Raw genomic sequence first — 18,378 nt, 5'->3', positions numbered from 1 at the left:
CGAGGGATACCGAGGAAGGGCCGCCCCGCACTGAGGGTGTCGTCCCCCTCCCGCGCAGCGAGAGAGGGGGGAAGACGCGAAGCGCCTCAGGGGGTGTTTATTGATAACCTTTGGGAAATGGATCCGGCTTGATCAGCGCAGGCGACTCGGACACCACCTTGAACGAAGCATCCGGCATGCCCATGGCGATGCGCGACTTGCTCCACAGGTGGTGGTTGGCGTCCACCTTCACATAGCCCTCGGGTGCGGTGGTCAGCTCGATGCCGGGCGATGCGGCCACCACCTTGTCCACGTCAAAGCTCTTGGCTTTTTCGACCGCCGCCTTCCACAGCCAGGGGCCCAGGTAGCCCGCCTGCGTCACGTCGCCGATCACGGCGTCCTTGCCGTACTTGGCCTTGAAGGCGGCCACAAACTTCTTGTTGTTCTCGTTGTCGAGGGACTGGAAGTACTTCATCGACGAGTAGAAACCGTTGAAGTTCTCGCCGCCCACGCCGGTCATTTCGTCTTCGGTGACCGACAGCGTGACCAGCAGTTGCTTGTCGCCCGTGATGCCCGCGGCCTTGAGCGCCTTGTAGAACGCTACGTTGGAGCCGCCCACAACCGCCACAAACAGGCAGTCGGGCTTTTGCACCTTGATCTTGTTCATCAGCGAGCCGAAGTTGGTGCTGCCCAGCGGGTAGTACTCCTCGCCCACGACCTTGCCCTTCTGGAAGTTCTCGATGTGCTTGCGCGCAATCTTCATCGAGGTGCGGGGCCAGATGTAGTCGGAGCCGATGAGGAAGAAGGTCTTGGCCTTCTTCTCGGTCTTGGCCCATTCCAGGCTGTACAGAATCTGCTGGGTAGCTTCCTGGCCCGTGTAGATCACGTTCTTGGATTGCTCCAGGCCTTCATAGAACGTGGGGTAGTAGAGCAGGCCGTTTTCTTTCTCGAACACCGGCAGCACGGCCTTGCGCGAGGCGCTGGTCCAGCAGCCAAACACAGCGGCGCAGCGGTCGTTGATGAGCAGCTTCTTGGACTTTTCGGCAAACGTGGGCCAGTCCGACGCACCGTCTTCCTTGATCACCTTGATCTTGCGGCCCAGCACGCCACCCATGGCGTTGATCTGGTCAATGGCCAGCTGTTCGGCCTGGATGGAGCCGGTTTCGGAAATCGCCATGGTGCCCGTGGCCGAGTGCAATTGGCCCACGGTGACCTCGGTGTCGGTGATGGCCAGCTTGGTGGTGTTGACCTGCGCCGTGGGCTGGCCAAACGACCAGGCAGGCAGGCCCGCCACGGATGCGGCGCCCAGCGCCTGCAGGATGCGACGGCGGCCGGGTTCGGCCTGGGCGGAGTCACTAAAGCGGGGGTCGGAAGGGTGGCTCATGAAGACGCTCCTTGCAGGATCGGTGTGAATGAAGGGACGGGACCAAAGCGGGTTGTGTGCGCTGTGGAATGAAGGTTAGGGACAACCCTTGAATGCGCCCATACGTCAATTAACGTAGGGCTGCGTACGCACCCCGGTGCGAGCCCTGCACTAGGACCTGCACATGCTCCCGTGCAGGGCAATGCGTGCCAGTGCAGCGCCCCAACGCGGTGCGCGCCTAGAACGCTTCTTGCTTTGTGCTGGGCATGGCCTCACCACAAGCACCCGATGCCCAGAGCGCACCACAAACGATTTTTCGTTTCCGGCGCGAGTACAACGCCTGGGTGGCCGACGAGACCATGGAGGACTACGCGCTGCGCTACACGCCCAAGAGCTTTCGGCGCTGGAGCGAATTCCGCGTGGCCAACACGGCGTTCGGTTCGCTGTCCTTCCTGGCGCTGGAGGCCATTGGTGGCGCGATTGCGCTGAACTACGGCTTCAGCAATGCCATGTGGGCCATCCTCACCGTGGGGTTGCTGATCTTTCTGACCGGCCTGCCCATTGCCTACTACGCGGCGCGCTATGGGCTGGACATGGACCTGCTCACGCGCGGGGCGGGCTTTGGCTACCTGGGCTCCACCATCACCTCGCTGATCTACGCAGTGTTCACCTTTATCTTCTTTGCCTTGGAGGCGGCCATCATGGCGTTGGCGCTGCAGATGGTGGTGGACTGGCCGCTGGAGTGGTGCTACATCGCGTCGTCGCTGGTGATCCTGCCGCTGGCCATGCGCGGCATCACGCTCATATCGCGCCTGCAGGCCTGGACGCAGCCGCTGTGGCTGTTCTTGCTGCTGCTGCCCTTTGTGTGGATTGCGCTGGCCCAGCCGCAGCTGTACCGCGACTTTGCGGGACTGTCGGGCCTCAAGAGCGGCAGCAGCCAGTTCGACCCGCTCATGTTTGGTGCAGCCGCGGCGGTGATCTTTTCACTGGTGGTGCAGATTGGCGAGCAAGTGGACTTTTTGCGCTTTCTGCCCGAGCGCACTGCCGCCAACCGCCGGCGCTGGTGGGGCGCGGTGCTGGTGGCGGGGCCGGGCTGGGTGGTGATGGGCATGCTCAAGATGGCGGGTGGGGCCTTTCTGGCGTTTGCCGCGCTGCAGTTCGAGGTGGGCGCCCAGCGCGCGGCCGAGCCCACGCAGATGTTCCTCGCAGGCTTTCACCAGGTCATGCAGGCACTGGGCCTGCCGGGCCTGGCGGTGGCCGTGACGGTGGTGTTTGTGGTGGTCTCTCAGATCAAGATCAACCTCACCAACGCCTACGCGGGCTCGCTGGCGTGGTCCAACTTTTTTGCGCGCGTCACCCGCAGCCACCCGGGGCGCGTGGTGTGGCTGGTGTTCAACGTGTTGATCGCCACCTTGCTGATGACGCTGGGTGTGTTTGGCGCGCTGGAGAAAGTGCTGGCCGTGTACAGCAACGTGGCCATTGCCTGGGTGGGTGCGCTGGTGGCAGACCTGGTCATCAACAAGCCACTGGGCCTGTCGCCCAAAGGCATCGAGTTTCGGCGCGCGCACCTGTATGACTTCAACCCCGTGGGCCTGGGCGCCATGGTGCTGGCGGCCACGGTGGCCTGCTGTGCCTATGCAGGGCTGCTGGGCGAAGGGGCGGCCGCGTTTTCGCCCTTCATTGCGCTGGTGCTGTCGATGGCGCTGGCGCCGCTGCTGGCCTGGCTGACGCAGGGCCGCTACTACCTGGCGCGCGCTCCCGGCAACGAGTGGCGGCCCGGCGAGATCGTGCGCTGCGCCGTGTGCGAGAACCAGTTCGAGTCCGAAGACATGGCGCGCTGTCCGGCCTATACCGCGCCCATCTGCTCGCTGTGCTGCTCGCTCGAATCGCGCTGCCACGACCGCTGCAAGACCGGCTCGCGCGCGGCCGATCAGTTGCGCAGCGTGGTGGAAGCCTTGCTGCCGCAGCGCTGGGCCATCAAGGTGAACTTTCGCCTGGGGCAGTACCTGATGGTGATGGTGTCGCTGTGCGCGGTGATGGCGTTTCTGGTGGGCGTGGTGTATGTGCAGGAAAGCCTGCAGGCGCCGGTGCCCGGCCAAATGCTACAGATGCCGTTTCTCAAGGTGTTTGCGCTGCTGGCGCTGCTGGCCGCCGTGTGCGCGTGGTGGGTGGTGCTGAGCACCGACAGCCGGCGCATGGCGCAGGACGAGTCGGAACGGCAGACGCAGCTGCTGCTGCAGGAAATCGAAGCCCACAAGCGCACCGACGCCGAACTGCAGGCGGCCAAGGACCAGGCCGAGTCCGCCAACCAGGCCAAGACGCGCTACGTGGCAGGCATGACGCACGAGCTGCGTTCGCCGCTCAACAGCATCCTGGGCTACACACAGATCCTGCTCAAGAACCCGCATACCGAGGGCTGGATGCGCGAGACGTTGTCCACCATGCAGCACAGCGGCCAGCACATGCATGCGCTCATCGATGGATCGCTGGAGCTGGCGCGCATCGAGGCGGGGCGCCTGCGGCTGGACATGGCCCCCCTGCCACTGCCCGAGCTGATCGAGAACATCGAAGCCATGCTGCGCCCGCAGGCCGAGGCCAAGGGCCTGCACTTTGTTGTGGAGACGCTGGGCACCATGCCCGGGTGGATACGGGCCGACGCCAAGCGGTTGCGGCAGATTCTGATCAACCTGCTGTCTAACGCGGTGCGGTTTACCGAGCGCGGCGAGGTGCGGCTGCGCATGGACTTTCGCCAGCATGTCTCGCGCATCGAGGTGATCGACACCGGCATCGGCATCGAACCGCAAGACCTGGAGCGCATCTTTGTGCCGTTTGAGCGCGGCAGCGCCGGGCGCCGCGCCAGCGAGGCGGGCACGGGCCTGGGCCTGACCATCACGCACCTGCTTGCCGAACTGATGGGTGGCCAGCTCACGCTAACCAGCACCCCCGGCCAGGGCAGCACTTTTACCGTGCGGCTGTACCTGCCCAGCATTGCGGTAGACCCGGCCTGGACCACGCCCAGCCGCGCCACGCTGCGCCCCGTCATCGGGTACCTGGCGCCCCGGCGCACGCTGCTGGTGGTGGACGACCAGCCCCTGCAGCGCCAGCTGCTGGCCGGCCTGCTGGTGCCCCTGGGTTTTGAGGTGCGCGAGGCCGCCAGCGGGCGCGAATGCATCGAGATCGTGCGCCAGACACCGCCCGACCTGGTGCTGCTCGATATCACCATGGATGACCTCGATGGCTGGCAGACCGCCGCCCTGCTGCGCGAGTTGCGGCCTGCGTCGGAGCTGCCCATCGTGTTCGTATCGGCCAATCTGTTCGAGCACGAGGCCTCACGATTGGCGGCGCAGCAGTGCCAGGCTTTTGTGGGCAAGCCGGTGATCGAATCCGAACTGCTCCAGGCGCTGGAGCACGCGCTGCAGCTGGAATGGGTGCGCGACAACACGCCGCTTGCGCCCAGCCCCGAGCCCGCCGCGGGCCCCTCCAACCCGAACGACACCCCGGCCACGCTGCCCGACGAACTGCGCGAAGACCTGACCCGCCTGGCGCGGTCTGGCCAGGCCGCCGCGCTGCGCGAGCGGCTGCGGCGCGCCCGCGGCGACCTGCCCGGCCACGCCGCCACGCTGGCGCTGCTGCAGGCCAGTGCCGACCGCTTCGACTTTGAGACCCTGGCCCACCACCTGCGCGAGCCCGAAGAGGGAACCCTATGAACGACGAATCCCATCCAGGCCAGCAGGTCAGCCAGCGCGTGATCCTGGTGGTGGACGACGCGCTGGACACCCTGCGCATGCTGTGCGACGCCCTGGCCGCCGAGGGCTACGCCGTGCTGGCCGCGCGCGACGCCGAAGAAGCCCTGCAGCGCTTTGACCTGACCGTGCCCGACGGCGTGCTGCTGGACGCCGTGATGCCCGGCATGGACGGCTTTGCGCTGTGCCGCCTGTTGAAAGCCACGCCGCCCTGGTCGCACGTGCCGGTGGTGTTCATGACGGGCTTGTCGGACACCGAGCAGATCCTGCGGGGCTTTGCCAGTGGCGGGGTGGACTATGTGGTCAAGCCCCTGCGCATCCCGGAGGTGCTGGCCCGGCTCGCCACCCATGTGCGCAACGCCCAGGCCACGCGGCTGGCGCGCGAGGCGGTCGACGTGGCCGGGCTGGGGGTGGTGGTGCTGGACGGCCAGGGCCGCGTGGCCTGGCGCTCCCCGCAGGCATTGCGCTGGCTGGAAGCCGCCTTTGCCGCCGACCCCGCCCCCGCAGATGCCGCCGCTGCCTGGCTGGTGCGCGCGCAAGCCACCGGCGACCAGACCCTGGCGCTGGCCGACGGCCGCCAGTTGCTGGCCCGCCACCTGGGCGCGAGCGGCCTGGCCGAGTCGATGCTGCTGCTCAGCCGCACCACGCCCGAGGCCATCGCCCCGCGCCACCTGCAGCAGGTGGCACTGACCCCGCGCGAGACCGAGGTGCTGTCGTGGCTGAGCAAGGGCAAGACCAACCGCGACATCGCCGACATCCTGGGCATGAGCCCGCGCACGGTGAACAAACACCTGGAGCACATTTTTGAAAAGCTGGGGGTGGAGACACGCACCGCCGCTGCGGCCATTGCGGGGCAGCTACTGCAGGCCTGAGTTCGGATTTTCCGGATGGGCCACACCTGCCCCGTCCCTGCGAGCTGAGCCTGCCAAAGCCAGGGCCCTTCGACGGGCTCAGGGCGAACGATTCGTCCGATATTCCTGAGCCAGCGCCACATCAGGTGGTTTATGGGTCAAATTGGCATCTGGCGCTTGTCTGACGGGAATGTATAGCTATTAACTCAATAGCAAAACATCTTGCAACCTCAAACAGACACCGGCTCCATGGCCGACGCCGGCAGGCCGAACAGGTGGTCGAACACCCAGTTGAAAACAAAGGTGTAGCAAAGGAAGAACACGATCAGCCCCAGGTCCATCACAAACGCGTGCCACAGGGTGATGTCAAACCACCAGGCAAACAGCGGCACGAGGGTGAAGACCAGCCCGCCTTCAAAACCGATGGCATGCGCCACGCGCCGCGCAACGCTGCGACCGCGCACGAGCTGGCGAGCTTCCCAGCGCTCAAACGCCCAGTTGAAGACGATGTTCCAGACGATGGCAATCACCGAGGCTGCCACGGCCACCACGCTCGAATGGCCCGCACCCTGGCCCGAGAGCAAGGCCAGCCCGGCCGTGGCCGCCGCGATGGCGATCAGCTCGTACAGGCTCACATAGATCAGTCGACGCTTGAGGCCCTGCAGGCCGAAAAGGGTGGGTTGCTTGTCCATGGGGGCGACTTTATGTGCCTGCAGCTGATATATAAAGTCAGCTTGTTTCAGTTTATTTGATAGATCACACCCATGGCCTTCTCTTCAGACAGCGTGCAGGTGTTCCTGGCAGCGCTGGACCACGGCTCATTTTCGGCGGCGGCGCGGGCGCTGTCGCGGGTGCCGTCGGCCGTGAGCATGACCATTGCCCACCTGGAAGCCGAGCTGGATGTGCAGCTGTTTGACCGCAGCGGCCGCGAGCCCCGGCCCACCGCCGCCGCACGCGCGCTGGAACCGCAGGCCCGGTTGCTCGCCGGGCAGCTGCAGCAGCTCAACGCCCAGGCGCTGGCGCTGACGCAGGGGCTGGAAGAGCGGCTGACGCTGGCCATCGCGCCCGAGCTGCTGGCCGCCCGCTGGACAGGCCCCCTGGCCACGCTGGCGTCGGAATACCCGCTGCTGCAGGTGGAGGTGCTGACCGCCCCGCAGGTGGATGCGCTGGCCCTGCTGCACAGCGGCCGCGCACAGCTGGCGCTGGTGTTCGAGCGGCCCAGCATCGACGGGCGCGAGGGTTTTCAGGAGGTGGGCACCGAAACCCTGGTGGCGGTGATGGCGCCGGACCATGCGGTATTGCAGGGCGCGCGCGCCTCGGCCCTGGCCCGGGGCGAGCCGCCCGAGCGCGCCATGCTGCGCGAAGAACACCTGACCACCACGCGCCAGATCGTGGTGGCCAGCCGCGACCTGGGGCAAACCGACCCCCGTTTTGTGTTTGCCCGCCACCATTGGCGCACCGACAACCACCTGGCCGCGCTGGGCATGATCGAAGCAGGCCTTGGATGGGGCTGGCAGCCCCGGGCGCTGGTGCAGCCGCGCATCGAGGCAGGGCGACTGGTGGAGATGCCGTTTGAGAACCTGAGCAACGGCACCGCCCTGTGGGTGGATGTGGTGTGGTCGAAGGAGCGGCCGTTGGGCCTGGGCGCGGCGCGGTTTGTGGCGCTGATGGCCACGGCGGCCAAGGCAGCACCCCGCTGAGCGCTCCTGCAAGGCAGGCGCTGCCCGCCCCCATGCGCACCCAGAAGGCAAGGGAGCGTTGCCGCAAAAGCAAATGCGAATTGTTTGCATTTGCATGGATAATGGCGGCCTTTCATTTGCACCCCGCCCGTGCCCCGTTCAACGCGACCTCTCTCCCGTGCGGCGGTTTGCACGGCGCGCGGGAGCTAGCCCCGCCGTTTTCTCTCTACCGATCTGCACCATGCATCCCTCGATTCCCCGGCCCGCCCGGCCGACTGCTACGGCCCGCGCCACCCTGGCGCTGTGCGCCTTTACCGCCAGCGCCGCCATGGCCCAGACGGCACCCCCTGTTTCATCGGCTCTACCGACCGACGCCGTCCCCACCAGCCCCGCCCTGTCGGAAGTGCAGGTGCGTGACAGCAGCGCCACCACCGGCTACCAGGGCGTGCAGCGCAACACCGCAGCCACACGCACCGACACGCCGCTGATCGAAACCCCGCAGTCCGTGCGCGTGGTGCCCCAGCAGCTGATGGAAGACCTGGGCGCCACGCGCCTGGCCGACACCGTGGACTATGTGAGCGGCATCACCCGCCTGAACGACTTTGGCGGCACCTGGGACAACTATGCGATCCGTGGCTTCAGCAACACCGACGGCGGCCAGCTGCTCAACGGCTTTGCCTCCAACCGGGGCTATGGCCCGCAGCGCGACGTGAGCTCGGTCGAGCGCATTGAATTTCTCAAAGGCCCGGCGGCCGCGTTGTATGGCAGCAGCGAGCCGGGCGGCACGCTCAACATCGTCACCAAAAAGCCGCAGTTCACTCCCGCGCACAAGGCGGGTGTGCAGGTGGGCGGGCATGGCTACCGCCGTGCCACGCTCGACACCACCGGCCCGCTGGGCACGGACGTTGCCTACCGCCTGAACGTGGCGGCCGAGGACGGCGCGAGCCGTACCGCGCTGGTGGACAACCGCAAGATGGTGGTGGCCCCGTCCCTCACCTGGAACCTGGGCGCCAACACGGTGCTGAACTACGAGGCGGAGTTCATCCGCATCCGCACCCCGCTGGACCGGGGCATCGTGCAGGTGCGGGGCAACGTGGGCGCGCTGCCGTCCGACCGGTATCTGGGCGACCCCAGCCGCGAGAACCTGCATGTCAACGGCGACACGCACCAGCTGACGCTGGACCATGACCTGGGCCAGGGCTGGCGCACGCGCCTGGGGGCGTCGTACCGCGAGACGGACCTGTATGGCGCCGCCGTGGACCTGACCGGCACCCTGGCCGCCGACAGCCGCACGCTGACCCGCCGCGACAGCTGGCGCAGCCTGCCCGCACGCGATGCATCGCTGCAGGGCGAAGTCGAAGGCAAGCTGCAAGCGGGCGGCTTCAGCCACACCGTGCTGGCAGGTGTGGAGACCTGGCGGCTCACTGCGGCGCAGGACATCCGCTACTCCAGCCTGGCCAGCCAGCCGTTTGCCATCGACATCTACAACCCGGTCTACAACCAGCCCGTGGGCAACCTCACGCCGGGTTTTGACCTGGTGGACCGCACCCGCGCCACGGGCGTATTTGTGCAGGACCAGATCGACCTGAGCGCGAAGTGGAAGCTGCTGGCGGGCGTGCGCTTTGACCGCTTTCACCAGGACAGCGAAAACCGCCTGGCCGCCACCCGCCAAGTGCAGGAGCATTCGGCCACCACGCCGCGCATCGGGCTGACCTACCTGATCAACCCCAACACCTCGGTCTACGCATCGGCCGGGCGCTCGTTCCGTCCCAACGCAGGCACCGATGAAAGCGGCAAGGCGTTCGACCCGCAAAAGGGCCAGGCGCTGGAGCTGGGCGCCAAGTGGCAGTCGGCCGACCAGCGCCTGAACGCGAGCGTGGCGCTGTTCGATATCCGCAAGACCAATGTGCTCACGCGCAGCCCCACCAACGCCAACTTCAGCATTGCGGCGGGCGAGGTGCAAAGCCGGGGCCTGGAGCTGGATGTGGCCGGGCAGATCGATACCCACTGGCGCATGACCGCCAACATGGCCTACACCGACACCGAGGTAACCCGCGACAACAACCCCGCACTGCTGGGCAAGCGCCTGCTGAATGTGCCGCGCGTGAGCGCCGGGCTGTTTGCCATCCGCGAAGACCAGGCGCCCTGGGGCGGCCGCTACGGCATCGGCGGCGGCCTGGTGCATGTGGGCGAACGCACGGGCACCGCCACCGACACCTACCGCCTGCCCGCCTACACCACGGCGCGCATCACAGGCTACTGGCAGATCGACAAGCGCATGCGCCTGACGCTGGACGTCCACAACCTGTTCGACAAGGCGTACTACACGGCCTCGTGGGGCGCACTCACCGTGATCCCGGGCCTGGGGCGCCAGGTGGTGGCGGGGGTGCAGGTGGTATTTTGAGCCAAATAGGACTCTAGCGCTTATTTATCAAGCGCTAATAGCTATACATTTAATAGCAATCAACTGCTGCACGACAAGGAAAACTTCTGCTGTCACCATCCTCCGGCACCCAGAGACGGTCTGCCCAGCCACCGTCCACCGCCAATTGGCGCACCGTTTCGCGCATGGTGGGGCAATGGTCCAGCGCCTGCAGGTGGTTCACCACCAGCGTGCCGTGGGCCAGCTGCGCGGCTTCGGCCATGTCGGCGGCGTCCATGAGGATTTCTGCCCCCACATCGAACCGGGCCCCGCCCGCAGGCAGCACCGACACCTCGGGCTGAAGGCGCGCCAGGCAGTCGCGCACCGTGGGCGTGAGCATGGTGTCGCCCGCCAGGTAGACGCTGGGCCCGCCCGGCAGCTCCAGCAGGTAGCCGTGGCCGTGCTCCATGAAGCGGCCCACCCAGCCGGTACCGTGCACACACGGGATCGGCGTGACATGGCCGCCCAGCGCCCACGGCTGGCGCGCTGGCCCCGCCAGCGGCCACACCAGCAGGCCGCGCTGCGCCAGGTAGTCGGCATCGCGTGGCATGCAGATCACCGGAATCTGCCGTTCGCGCAGAAAGCGCTTGCCAGCGCGGTCCAGGTGGTCGAAATGGCCGCGTTGGCAGTGCGTGATGAGGGCGTGGGTCACGCGCTCCAGCAGCGCATTGGTGCCCCCAGGCAGCTCCACAATGGGATTGCGCTGGCGGCCCGTGCCCAGATAGCGCAGCGCGGGCAGGCTGCCCCGGGGGGCGAGCATGGGGTCCACCAGCAGGCCCACGGGGCGGCCCTGGGATTGGAATTCAAGAAGCACGGTGGCGTTGCGCAATTGGGTGATCTGCATGGTGTGGGCTCCGAAGCCAGTGGGTATGCAGTGGATTGTTGGGAATCGAACGCCCGGCGAGAATGGCCTGGTTTGACAATTTCTTTCCATTTCTAGCCAAACTACCCCGCCACCATGCGCCGCACCACCGCACCACCTGCACCACCCTTGCGCCTGGCACTGTTGCTGTACCCCGGTTGCATGCCCGCAGGCCTCTTTGCCACCGCCGACCTGGCCCGCGCCGCCAACTTGCGTGCGCAGCGCCCGGTGATCACCACCTGCTGGACCGGCGCAGACCTGCAGCCTGTGCCCACCTGGCAAGGCCCCGCTCTCACGCCCAGCGTCAGCCTGGTGCAGGCCGAGGTGGACGCGGTGCTGGTGCCAGGCCTGTGGCTGTCTTCGCCCGACGGACTGCAGGCGCCGCAGCAGCAACAGCACATCGCGCCCGCCATCGCGGCACTGCGCGCCCTGCCCCGCCGCACCCAGGTGTGGAGCTATTGCGCCGGCGTAGCGCTGGCTGCGGCCAGCGGCCGGATGCGCGGGCGCGGCGCCACGGCCACCTGGTGGCTGCGGGCCCCGCTGCAACAGCAGTTTGGCGCGGTGCACTGGCGTTTTGACGAACCTTTGGTGGAAGACGGCCCCATCACCACCGCGGCAGGCGCCAACGGCTACCTGCCGCTGATGCTGCAGGCGCTGGCAACGCGGCTGGACGCAGAAGCCCTGGCAGATCTGCAGTCGCTGCTGATGCTGCCCCGCCCGCGCACCACCCACCCGGCGTTTGCCGGGCACGACCTCATGGCAGTGGCCGACGCCGAACTGCGGCGCGCGATGCTGTGGGTGCAGCGTTGCCCCGCCACCGCACTGCGCCTGCCCGCGCTGGCCGAGGCGCTGGGCCTGTCGCCCCGCACGCTGGCGCGGCGGGTGCAGGCGCACACGGGTCTTTCTGCCGCGCACTGGATGCGGCGCATCAAGCTGCGGCAGGTGAGCGAGGCCCTGTGCGACACACCCCTGCCGCTCAAGCGCATTGCAGAGGACCTGGGCTTTGCCAGCGAGGCGGGCCTGCACCGCGCTTTTCAACAGGCCACGGGGCAGACGCCGCTGGCCTACCGCATGGCGCACGGGTGAAGGTGCAGGGGCGGGTGCAGCCAGCGCACCGGATCGTTCACAAGGAGGATGCCGCCGAGCGCCAAGTTTGCGATCATGTACCCGCTCCCTCTGCATCAACCCTCAGCACCACGACAGGACGAACACCCATGCCTGCTTCCACCTACACCGCTACTTGCCACTGCGGCGCCGTCGAAGTCGAGGCCGCGCTGGACCTGGCCCAAACCACCTACCGCTGCAACTGCAGCATCTGCCGCCGCACGCGCTTCTGGCCTGCCGTGGCACTGCCCGGGGGCTTTCGCATCACCCGGGGCGAAGGCGACCTCACGCGGTACACCTTCGGCAGCCACAAGAACCACCACTACTTCTGCCGCCACTGCGGCGTGCGCGTGTTCGGCCACGGCACCGACACACCGATGGGCGAGATGTACGGCGTGAACGTGGGCTGCATCAATGGCCTGACCGACGAAGACCTTGCGCGCCTGGCCATCGTGCGGGTGGATGGGCTACACGACCAGTGGCAGCAGGCACCGGCGCACAGCGGATATCTTTGAGGGCCCCGCAGTGTTCCAATAGCGCCACTGCCGCTGCCCTGCCTGGAGTCTCCATGCCTTTTCCGCTTGATCCGAGCAAGTCCTCTTTGATGCAGCGCCTGCTGCCCTGGCAGCCTGCGCCTGCAGAGCCTGCGACCGACGAACGGCGCCGCGAGCCCCAACGGCACACCGTGTCACTGGAAGACTTCGATCCCGGCGCCAAACCCTTCTCGCTGGGTGACAAGGCCCAGGACAAGGCAGCCGTCGAAGACCTGGCGGTGGAACTGGACGGGCTGCAGAACCTGTTCTACGCCGACAAGCGCTACAAGCTGCTCGTGGTGCTGCAAGGTACCGACACCTCGGGCAAGGACGGTACCATCCGTGGCGTGTTTGGCCGCATGAGCGCCCTGGGCGTACACGCCGTGGGCTGGAAGGCCCCCACCGAAACCGAGCGCGCACACGACTACCTCTGGCGCATCCACCAGCAGGTGCCGCAGGCGGGCGACATCACCGTGTTCAACCGCAGCCACTACGAGGACGTGCTGGTGCCCGTGGTCAACGGTTGGATCACGCCGGAGCAGCACCAGCAGCGTCTGGCGCACATCAACGACTTTGAACGCATGCTCAGCGAGACGGGCACCATCGTGCTCAAGTTTCTGCTGCACATCGGGTTTGACGAGCAGCGCGAGCGGCTGCAAGAGCGCCTGGATGACCCGGCCAAACACTGGAAGTTCAGCATGGGCGACATTGAAGTGCGCAAGCAGTGGGCGCAGTACCAAGATGCCTATGGCACCCTGCTGGCTGCCACCCACACGCCCTGGGCGCCCTGGACCATCGTGCCCGCCAACTCCAAGACGCACCGCAACCTGATGATCGCCACGGTGCTGCGCGAGGTGCTGCAGAAGCTGGACCTCCGCTACCCGGCTGGCGACCCCGCGCTGACCGGCTTCACGGTGAAATGACCGCTCGTGCGGCAGTGCAGCACGCTGCCTTCTCGGCGTTTTCACTGGTCACATTTTTGCTGCAGTGCCGCATTGGGCGGTGTTTTCCCGTGGTTATGCATTAATTGCATAGCACCAAAACACTACGGCCTTAGACAGCGTGCAGCGGCAGGCATAAGCTTCGCAGCCTGAACTGATCCCACAAGGAATTCACCATGTCGCAACCCGTCGGCGCCCCTGCCGCACAATCCCACCCCCTGCCCTCGTACCTGCAGGCCGACCACCTCGGCCCCTGGGGCAACTACCTGCAGCAGGTAGACCGCGTCACCCCCTACCTGGGCAGCCTGGCGCGTTGGGTGGAAACCCTCAAGCGTCCCAAGCGCATCCTGATCGTGGACGTGCCGATCGAGCTGGACAACGGCACCATCGCCCACTACGAAGGCTACCGCGTGCAGCACAACCTGAGCCGGGGCCCCGGCAAGGGCGGCGTGCGTTTTCACCAGGACGTGACGCTGTCGGAAGTGATGGCCCTGTCGGCCTGGATGTCGGTGAAGAACGCTGCGGTGAACGTGCCCTACGGCGGCGCCAAGGGCGGTATCCGCGTGGACCCCAAGAAGCTGTCGATGGGTGAGCTGGAGCGCCTGACGCGCCGCTACACCAGCGAGATCGGCCTGCTGATCGGCCCGTCCAAAGACATCCCCGCACCCGACGTGAACACCAACGGCCAGATCATGGCCTGGATGATGGACACGTATTCGATGAACACCGGCGCCACCGCCACCGGCGTGGTCACCGGCAAGCCCGTGGACCTGGGCGGCTCGCTGGGCCGCGTCGAGGCCACCGGCCGCGGCGTGTACACCGTGGGCGTGGAAGCCGCCAAGCTGACCGGCCTGGCGCTGGAAGGTGCCCGCATCGCAGTCCAAGGCTTTGGCAACGTGGGCGGCATTGCGGCCAAGCTCTTCGCCGAAGCAGGCGCCAAGGTGGTGGCTGTGCAAGATCACACCGGCACCATCTTCAACAGCAAGGGCCTCGATGTGCCCGCGCTGCTGGCGCATGTGAAGACCCGTGGCGGCGTGGGCGGCTTTGCCGGCGCCGATGTGATGAAGGCCGAGGAGTTCTGGGGCGTGGATTGCGAGATCCTGATCCCGGCAGCGCTGGAAGGCCAGATCACCAAGGACAACGCAGGCCAGATCAAGGCCAAGCTCGTGATTGAAGGCGCCAACGGCCCCACGACCACCGAGGCCGATGACATCCTGCACGACAAGGGCGTGCTGGTGCTGCCCGACGTGATCGCCAACGCGGGCGGTGTGACGGTGAGCTACTTTGAATGGGTGCAGGATTTTTCCAGCTTCTTCTGGAGCGAGGACGAGATCAACGCCCGCCTTGTGCGCATCATGCAGGAGGCCTTTGCGGGCATCTGGCAAGTGGCGCAAGAGCACAAGGTGAGCCTGCGCACCGCCACCTTCATCGTGGCCTGCCAGCGCATTCTCCATGCGCGCGAAATGCGCGGGCTGTATCCGTAAGCCCCCCTGAGCGGCTGCGCCGCTTCCCCCGAGGGGGACGCACCCGGTGGCCTGGCGGAGCCAGTTCCACGGGTGCACTGGTGTGAGGGCTGCGCGCCCCGCAAAGGCCACGCCCATCCAGGCGGCGAGTCCCTTTCAAAACCGCCAGCACCGCGATCCGGTCCTGGCGGTTTTTGCTTTTCTCCGTGTTGGCACACATGCGCTGTGGCGCTGTGGCGCCGCAGCGACGGTGCCGGGATGCCGTGTGCCGTTGGCTGGTCCAAACCGACCGCACAGCCACGCCAGCAACAACAAGATACGTGCACATACAAATTGTGGCGGCTTGCAACCTGCGTACATGAAAGACTGGCTGGCCATGCCTTCTGTCGGAGACTTCCGTGGCCTTTCCATCCCTGCGCAGCCTGGTGGTGCGCTTTCTGCTCAGCCGCCTGCGCACGGCGCGGTCGGTGGCACGCCTGGCCTACCGCCGCCATGCCCACAAACCCGCGCTCATCGACCGGCGTGGCACCCTCACCTACGCACAGCTGCAAGAGCGCGTGCAGCGGCTGCAGGCCTGGATGCAGGCGCAGGGCGTGAAGAAGGGCGACGTTGTGTTCACCCTGCTGCCCGAGACCGGTGAACAGTACGAAGCCCGGCTCGCCACGTTCGAGAACGGCACCATCTTCGCGAGCTTTCACAAACACCTGCCGGCCGATGCGGCGCTGGCCACCATGGTCCGCGTCCGGCCGGCGGTGCTCATCCACGACCCGCTGCTGAGCGCGCCCATCCTCCAGGCCGTGCGCGAACAACTGCCAGGGATACACCTGCTGGCGCTGGGCGAAGACTACGAGCAGGCACTGGCGCAGCATGCGCCTGCCCCCGGCACGGCCGCGCTGCACGAAGACGATATCTTTGCGCTGCACATGACCTCGGGCACCACGGGGCTGCCCAAGTCCATCGGCTACAGCAACCGCAAGTACCTCGACAGCGTGCGGCTGATCTCCAAGTCCATCGATTTCCGCCCCCCCGCCAGCCGCCAGGATGTGAACATGCTGGGCCTGCCCCTCACCGGCCCTGGCTCGGGCCTGGTGCTGCCCACCCTGCTGGCGGGCGCCACGCTCGTGATGCCCGAAGACTTCAGCGCCGCCACGCTGGCCGCGCTGATCCAGAAGCACCGCGTCTCGCGCGCCTTTCTGTCGCCCTCGGCCATCATCGACCTGCTCGACGAGCCCACGCTGGGCCAGTACGACCTCTCGTCCCTTACGCACGTGCCCTATGGCTCCGAGATGATGCCGGCGCCCAAGATTGCCGAGGCCATCCGCCGTTTCGGGCCGATCTTCCAGCAAGGTTATGGCTGCCTGGAGGCGCTGCCGCCCATCACCTGGCTGCTGCCTCACCAGCATGTGGACGCGCAGGGCCAGCCACTGGGCAATGACATCCTCTCCACTGTGGGCCGGGTGATGCCCGGGGTGCAGGTGGTCATCCGCGACGAACAGTTTGCGCCCCTGCCATTGGGCCAGATGGGCCTCATCACCGTGTTGACGCCGGTGCGTTTTGACGGCTATTGGCTCGACCCCGAAAAAACCCAGGAGACGCTGCGCGACGGCTGGGTGGTGATGGGCGATGTGGGCTATTTCGACGCGGCTGGCTACCTGCATGTGCTGGGCCGCAGCGCCGACCGCGTATTGCGCCACGGGCAGTGGCTCAACCCCCGCGAGGTGGAAGAGGTGGCGCACACCCACCCCGCCGTCAAGGAGGCCTGCCTGGTGCAGCACGGTGCCCGTGCTGTGCTGGTGCTGAGCCTGCGCCAGAGCTGGCGCACCGGGCATGACTGGCAAGCGCTGGAGCACGACATTGCCCAGTATCTGGCACACAAGCTGCCCGCCGACCACCAGCCGGACGATGTACGCATCGTCGAAGAGATCCCGCGCAGCTTCCTCAACAAGATGCTGCGCCGCGAGGTGCGCCTGATGCTGGAGGCCGCCCCGCCCCGCATGGCCCCTGCCCCCACCACTGCGAGCCCGACGGCGTCTCTTTCGGCCGCGCATCCATGACGGCCCCAACCACCCGGCTCTCGCTGGGCACCAAGCTGGGCTATGCCACCGGCAATGTCGGCCTGCAGATGCAGATTGCCGCCATGAACTTCATGCTCATGATCTTCTACACCGACGTGGCCCTGGTGGCGCCTGCCGTGGCTGGCGCGGCGCTGCTGGTGGGCAAGGTGTGGGACACCATCAACGACCCGCTGTTTGGCTGGATGACCGGCCGCACCCGCTCGCGCCTTGGCCGCCACCGGGTCTATCTGATCTATGGCGCGGCTCCGCTCGCCATCGCTGCAGCAGCGGTGTGGATGGTGCCCCCGGGCCTCAGCCCGTGGGCCGCGTTCCTGTGGATCGCCCTGACCTACACCGTGTTCGACACGCTCATGACCCTAGTGCAGCTGCCCTACCAGGCCATGGCTGCCAACATGACCCGCGACTACGACGAGCGCACCAGCCTCACGGCCTATTCATCGATGGGCGCCCTGCTGGGCTTTTTTGCGGGCAGCGTTTTCATGCCCGTGCTGGTGCGCGCAGCCCCGGACGCCCGCACGGGCTATGCGCTGGCGGGCTCGTGTTTCGGGCTGGTCGCGGGCGTAGCCGTCGCCGTGGTGGCCTGGCGCGTGCGCGAACCGGCAGAAAGTGTGGCGGAACAGGCGGTGCGGCCTGTGGATGCCGATACCCCCGCAATGTGGGAGTCGGTGCGCGAGACCTTGCGGACCACGCTGCACAACCGCCCCTTCCTGATGCTGATGGGCGCTGCAACGCTGGTGCGCCTGGGCCTCACGCTCGTGCAGGCCTCGCTCGCGTATTTCGTGATCTACCAGCTGCAGGGCGACAAGGGCGACCTGCCGCGCTTCATGGGCACCCTGCTGGGCGTGGTGGGCCTCTCGTTGTTCATGTGGAAGCGCGTGGTCGACCGCTGGGAAAAGAACCTGGCCTACATCCTGGGCCTGGTGTTCTGCGCGGCCGGGCTGGTGGCGCTGTACTGGGTGGGCCCGGGTGACCAGCGCCTGGTCACCGCCATTTTGGTGGTGGTCGGTATCGGCATGGGAGCCCACTGGATCGTGCCTTTTGCCATGGTGCCCGACACCATCGACCACGGCCACATGCAAACGGGCGAACGCAAGACCGGCATGTACTACGGCCTGTACGGCCTGATGGACAAGCTGGCACGCACGCTGGCCACCGTGCTGGTGGCTGGCATGCTGGACGTGACGGGCTATGTGCCCAACGTGGCGCAGTCCGCCACGGCGCTGCAGGGCATCACGCTGATGACGGGCATCCTGCCGGCGGTGTGCCTGGTGCTGGCCATTCCGCTGCTGGTGGCCTATCCGATCACCCGTTCACGCCACGCAGACATACTGGAGCGCAGTGGCAGGCACTGAGCCCCGGCAAT

Annotated in this window: 13 protein-coding genes; 10 read left to right on the top strand and 3 right to left on the bottom strand. The window is 66.8% G+C overall.

Features of this window, described 5'->3' with window-relative positions; all coding sequences use genetic code 11:
* Positions 1-97: 97 nt before the first annotated feature.
* Positions 98-1,363 (bottom strand): urea ABC transporter substrate-binding protein, encoded by a 1,266-nt coding sequence (urtA, locus tag KW832_RS20610; protein ID WP_121421885.1) that lies wholly within the window; start codon positions 1,361-1,363, stop codon positions 98-100.
* Positions 1,364-1,608: 245 nt separating this feature from the next.
* Here urtA and KW832_RS20605 point away from each other — a divergent pair, with 245 nt between their 5' ends.
* Both KW832_RS20605 and KW832_RS20600 read left to right on the top strand, forming a co-directional pair.
* The gene (locus tag KW832_RS20605; RefSeq protein WP_218301305.1) at positions 1,609-5,049 is read left to right on the top strand and encodes an ATP-binding protein; all 3,441 of its coding nucleotides are present in this window, start codon (positions 1,609-1,611) and stop codon (positions 5,047-5,049) included.
* Positions 5,046-5,957: a response regulator gene (locus tag KW832_RS20600; protein WP_218301306.1), complete on the top strand. Its 912-nt coding sequence runs from the start codon at positions 5,046-5,048 to the stop codon at positions 5,955-5,957. Before KW832_RS20605 ends, KW832_RS20600 begins: the two co-directional genes overlap by 4 nt.
* A gap of 209 nt (positions 5,958-6,166) precedes the next feature.
* On the opposite strand, the gene KW832_RS20595 is transcribed toward KW832_RS20600, so the two are convergent.
* Entirely contained in the window at positions 6,167-6,628 is a 462-nt protein-coding gene (locus KW832_RS20595) for a PACE efflux transporter (RefSeq protein WP_218301307.1), read from the bottom strand.
* Positions 6,629-6,700: 72 nt separating this feature from the next.
* On the opposite strand from KW832_RS20595, the gene KW832_RS20590 reads away from it, so the two are divergent.
* Positions 6,701-7,636 (top strand): LysR family transcriptional regulator, encoded by a 936-nt coding sequence (locus KW832_RS20590; RefSeq protein ID WP_121421883.1) that lies wholly within the window; start codon positions 6,701-6,703, stop codon positions 7,634-7,636.
* Positions 7,637-7,856: 220 nt separating this feature from the next.
* Positions 7,857-10,019: a TonB-dependent siderophore receptor gene (locus KW832_RS20585; RefSeq protein ID WP_255577873.1), complete on the top strand. Its 2,163-nt coding sequence runs from the start codon at positions 7,857-7,859 to the stop codon at positions 10,017-10,019.
* Between the two features lie 49 nt (positions 10,020-10,068).
* Here the strand turns inward: KW832_RS20585 and KW832_RS20580 are convergent, their stop codons facing one another.
* Positions 10,069-10,881, bottom strand: coding sequence for an MBL fold metallo-hydrolase (locus KW832_RS20580; protein ID WP_218301308.1), 813 nt, complete (start codon positions 10,879-10,881; stop codon positions 10,069-10,071).
* 114 nt (positions 10,882-10,995) lie between these two features.
* Here KW832_RS20580 and KW832_RS20575 point away from each other — a divergent pair, with 114 nt between their 5' ends.
* The 6 genes from KW832_RS20575 to KW832_RS20550 all read left to right on the top strand — a co-directional run bounded on the left by KW832_RS20575 (position 10,996) and on the right by KW832_RS20550 (position 18,367).
* Positions 10,996-11,985, top strand: a complete 990-nt coding sequence (locus KW832_RS20575; RefSeq protein ID WP_218301309.1) for a GlxA family transcriptional regulator — start codon at positions 10,996-10,998, stop codon at positions 11,983-11,985.
* Between the two features lie 128 nt (positions 11,986-12,113).
* Positions 12,114-12,518 carry a GFA family protein gene (locus KW832_RS20570; RefSeq protein WP_218301310.1) on the top strand — a complete coding sequence of 135 codons (405 nt, stop codon included), beginning with the start codon at positions 12,114-12,116 and terminating at the stop codon, positions 12,516-12,518.
* 53 nt (positions 12,519-12,571) lie between these two features.
* A complete protein-coding gene (locus KW832_RS20565; RefSeq protein WP_218301311.1) occupies positions 12,572-13,459 on the top strand; it encodes a PPK2 family polyphosphate kinase in 888 nt (295 codons plus the stop codon).
* 194 nt (positions 13,460-13,653) lie between these two features.
* Positions 13,654-14,961 carry a Glu/Leu/Phe/Val dehydrogenase gene (locus KW832_RS20560; protein WP_055398770.1) on the top strand — a complete coding sequence of 436 codons (1,308 nt, stop codon included), beginning with the start codon at positions 13,654-13,656 and terminating at the stop codon, positions 14,959-14,961.
* 377 nt (positions 14,962-15,338) lie between these two features.
* Positions 15,339-16,994: a class I adenylate-forming enzyme family protein gene (locus KW832_RS20555; RefSeq protein ID WP_218301312.1), complete on the top strand. Its 1,656-nt coding sequence runs from the start codon at positions 15,339-15,341 to the stop codon at positions 16,992-16,994.
* A complete protein-coding gene (locus KW832_RS20550; protein ID WP_218301313.1) occupies positions 16,991-18,367 on the top strand; it encodes an MFS transporter in 1,377 nt (458 codons plus the stop codon). The genes KW832_RS20555 and KW832_RS20550 overlap by 4 nt, the downstream gene beginning before the upstream one ends.
* The last annotated feature ends 11 nt before the right edge of the window (positions 18,368-18,378 follow it).

The organism is Acidovorax sp. sif0632, from assembly GCF_019218805.1.
GTDB classification, from domain to species: domain Bacteria; phylum Pseudomonadota; class Gammaproteobacteria; order Burkholderiales; family Burkholderiaceae_C; genus Acidovorax; species Acidovorax facilis.
This window is presented reverse-complemented; position numbering and strand designations above follow the sequence as displayed.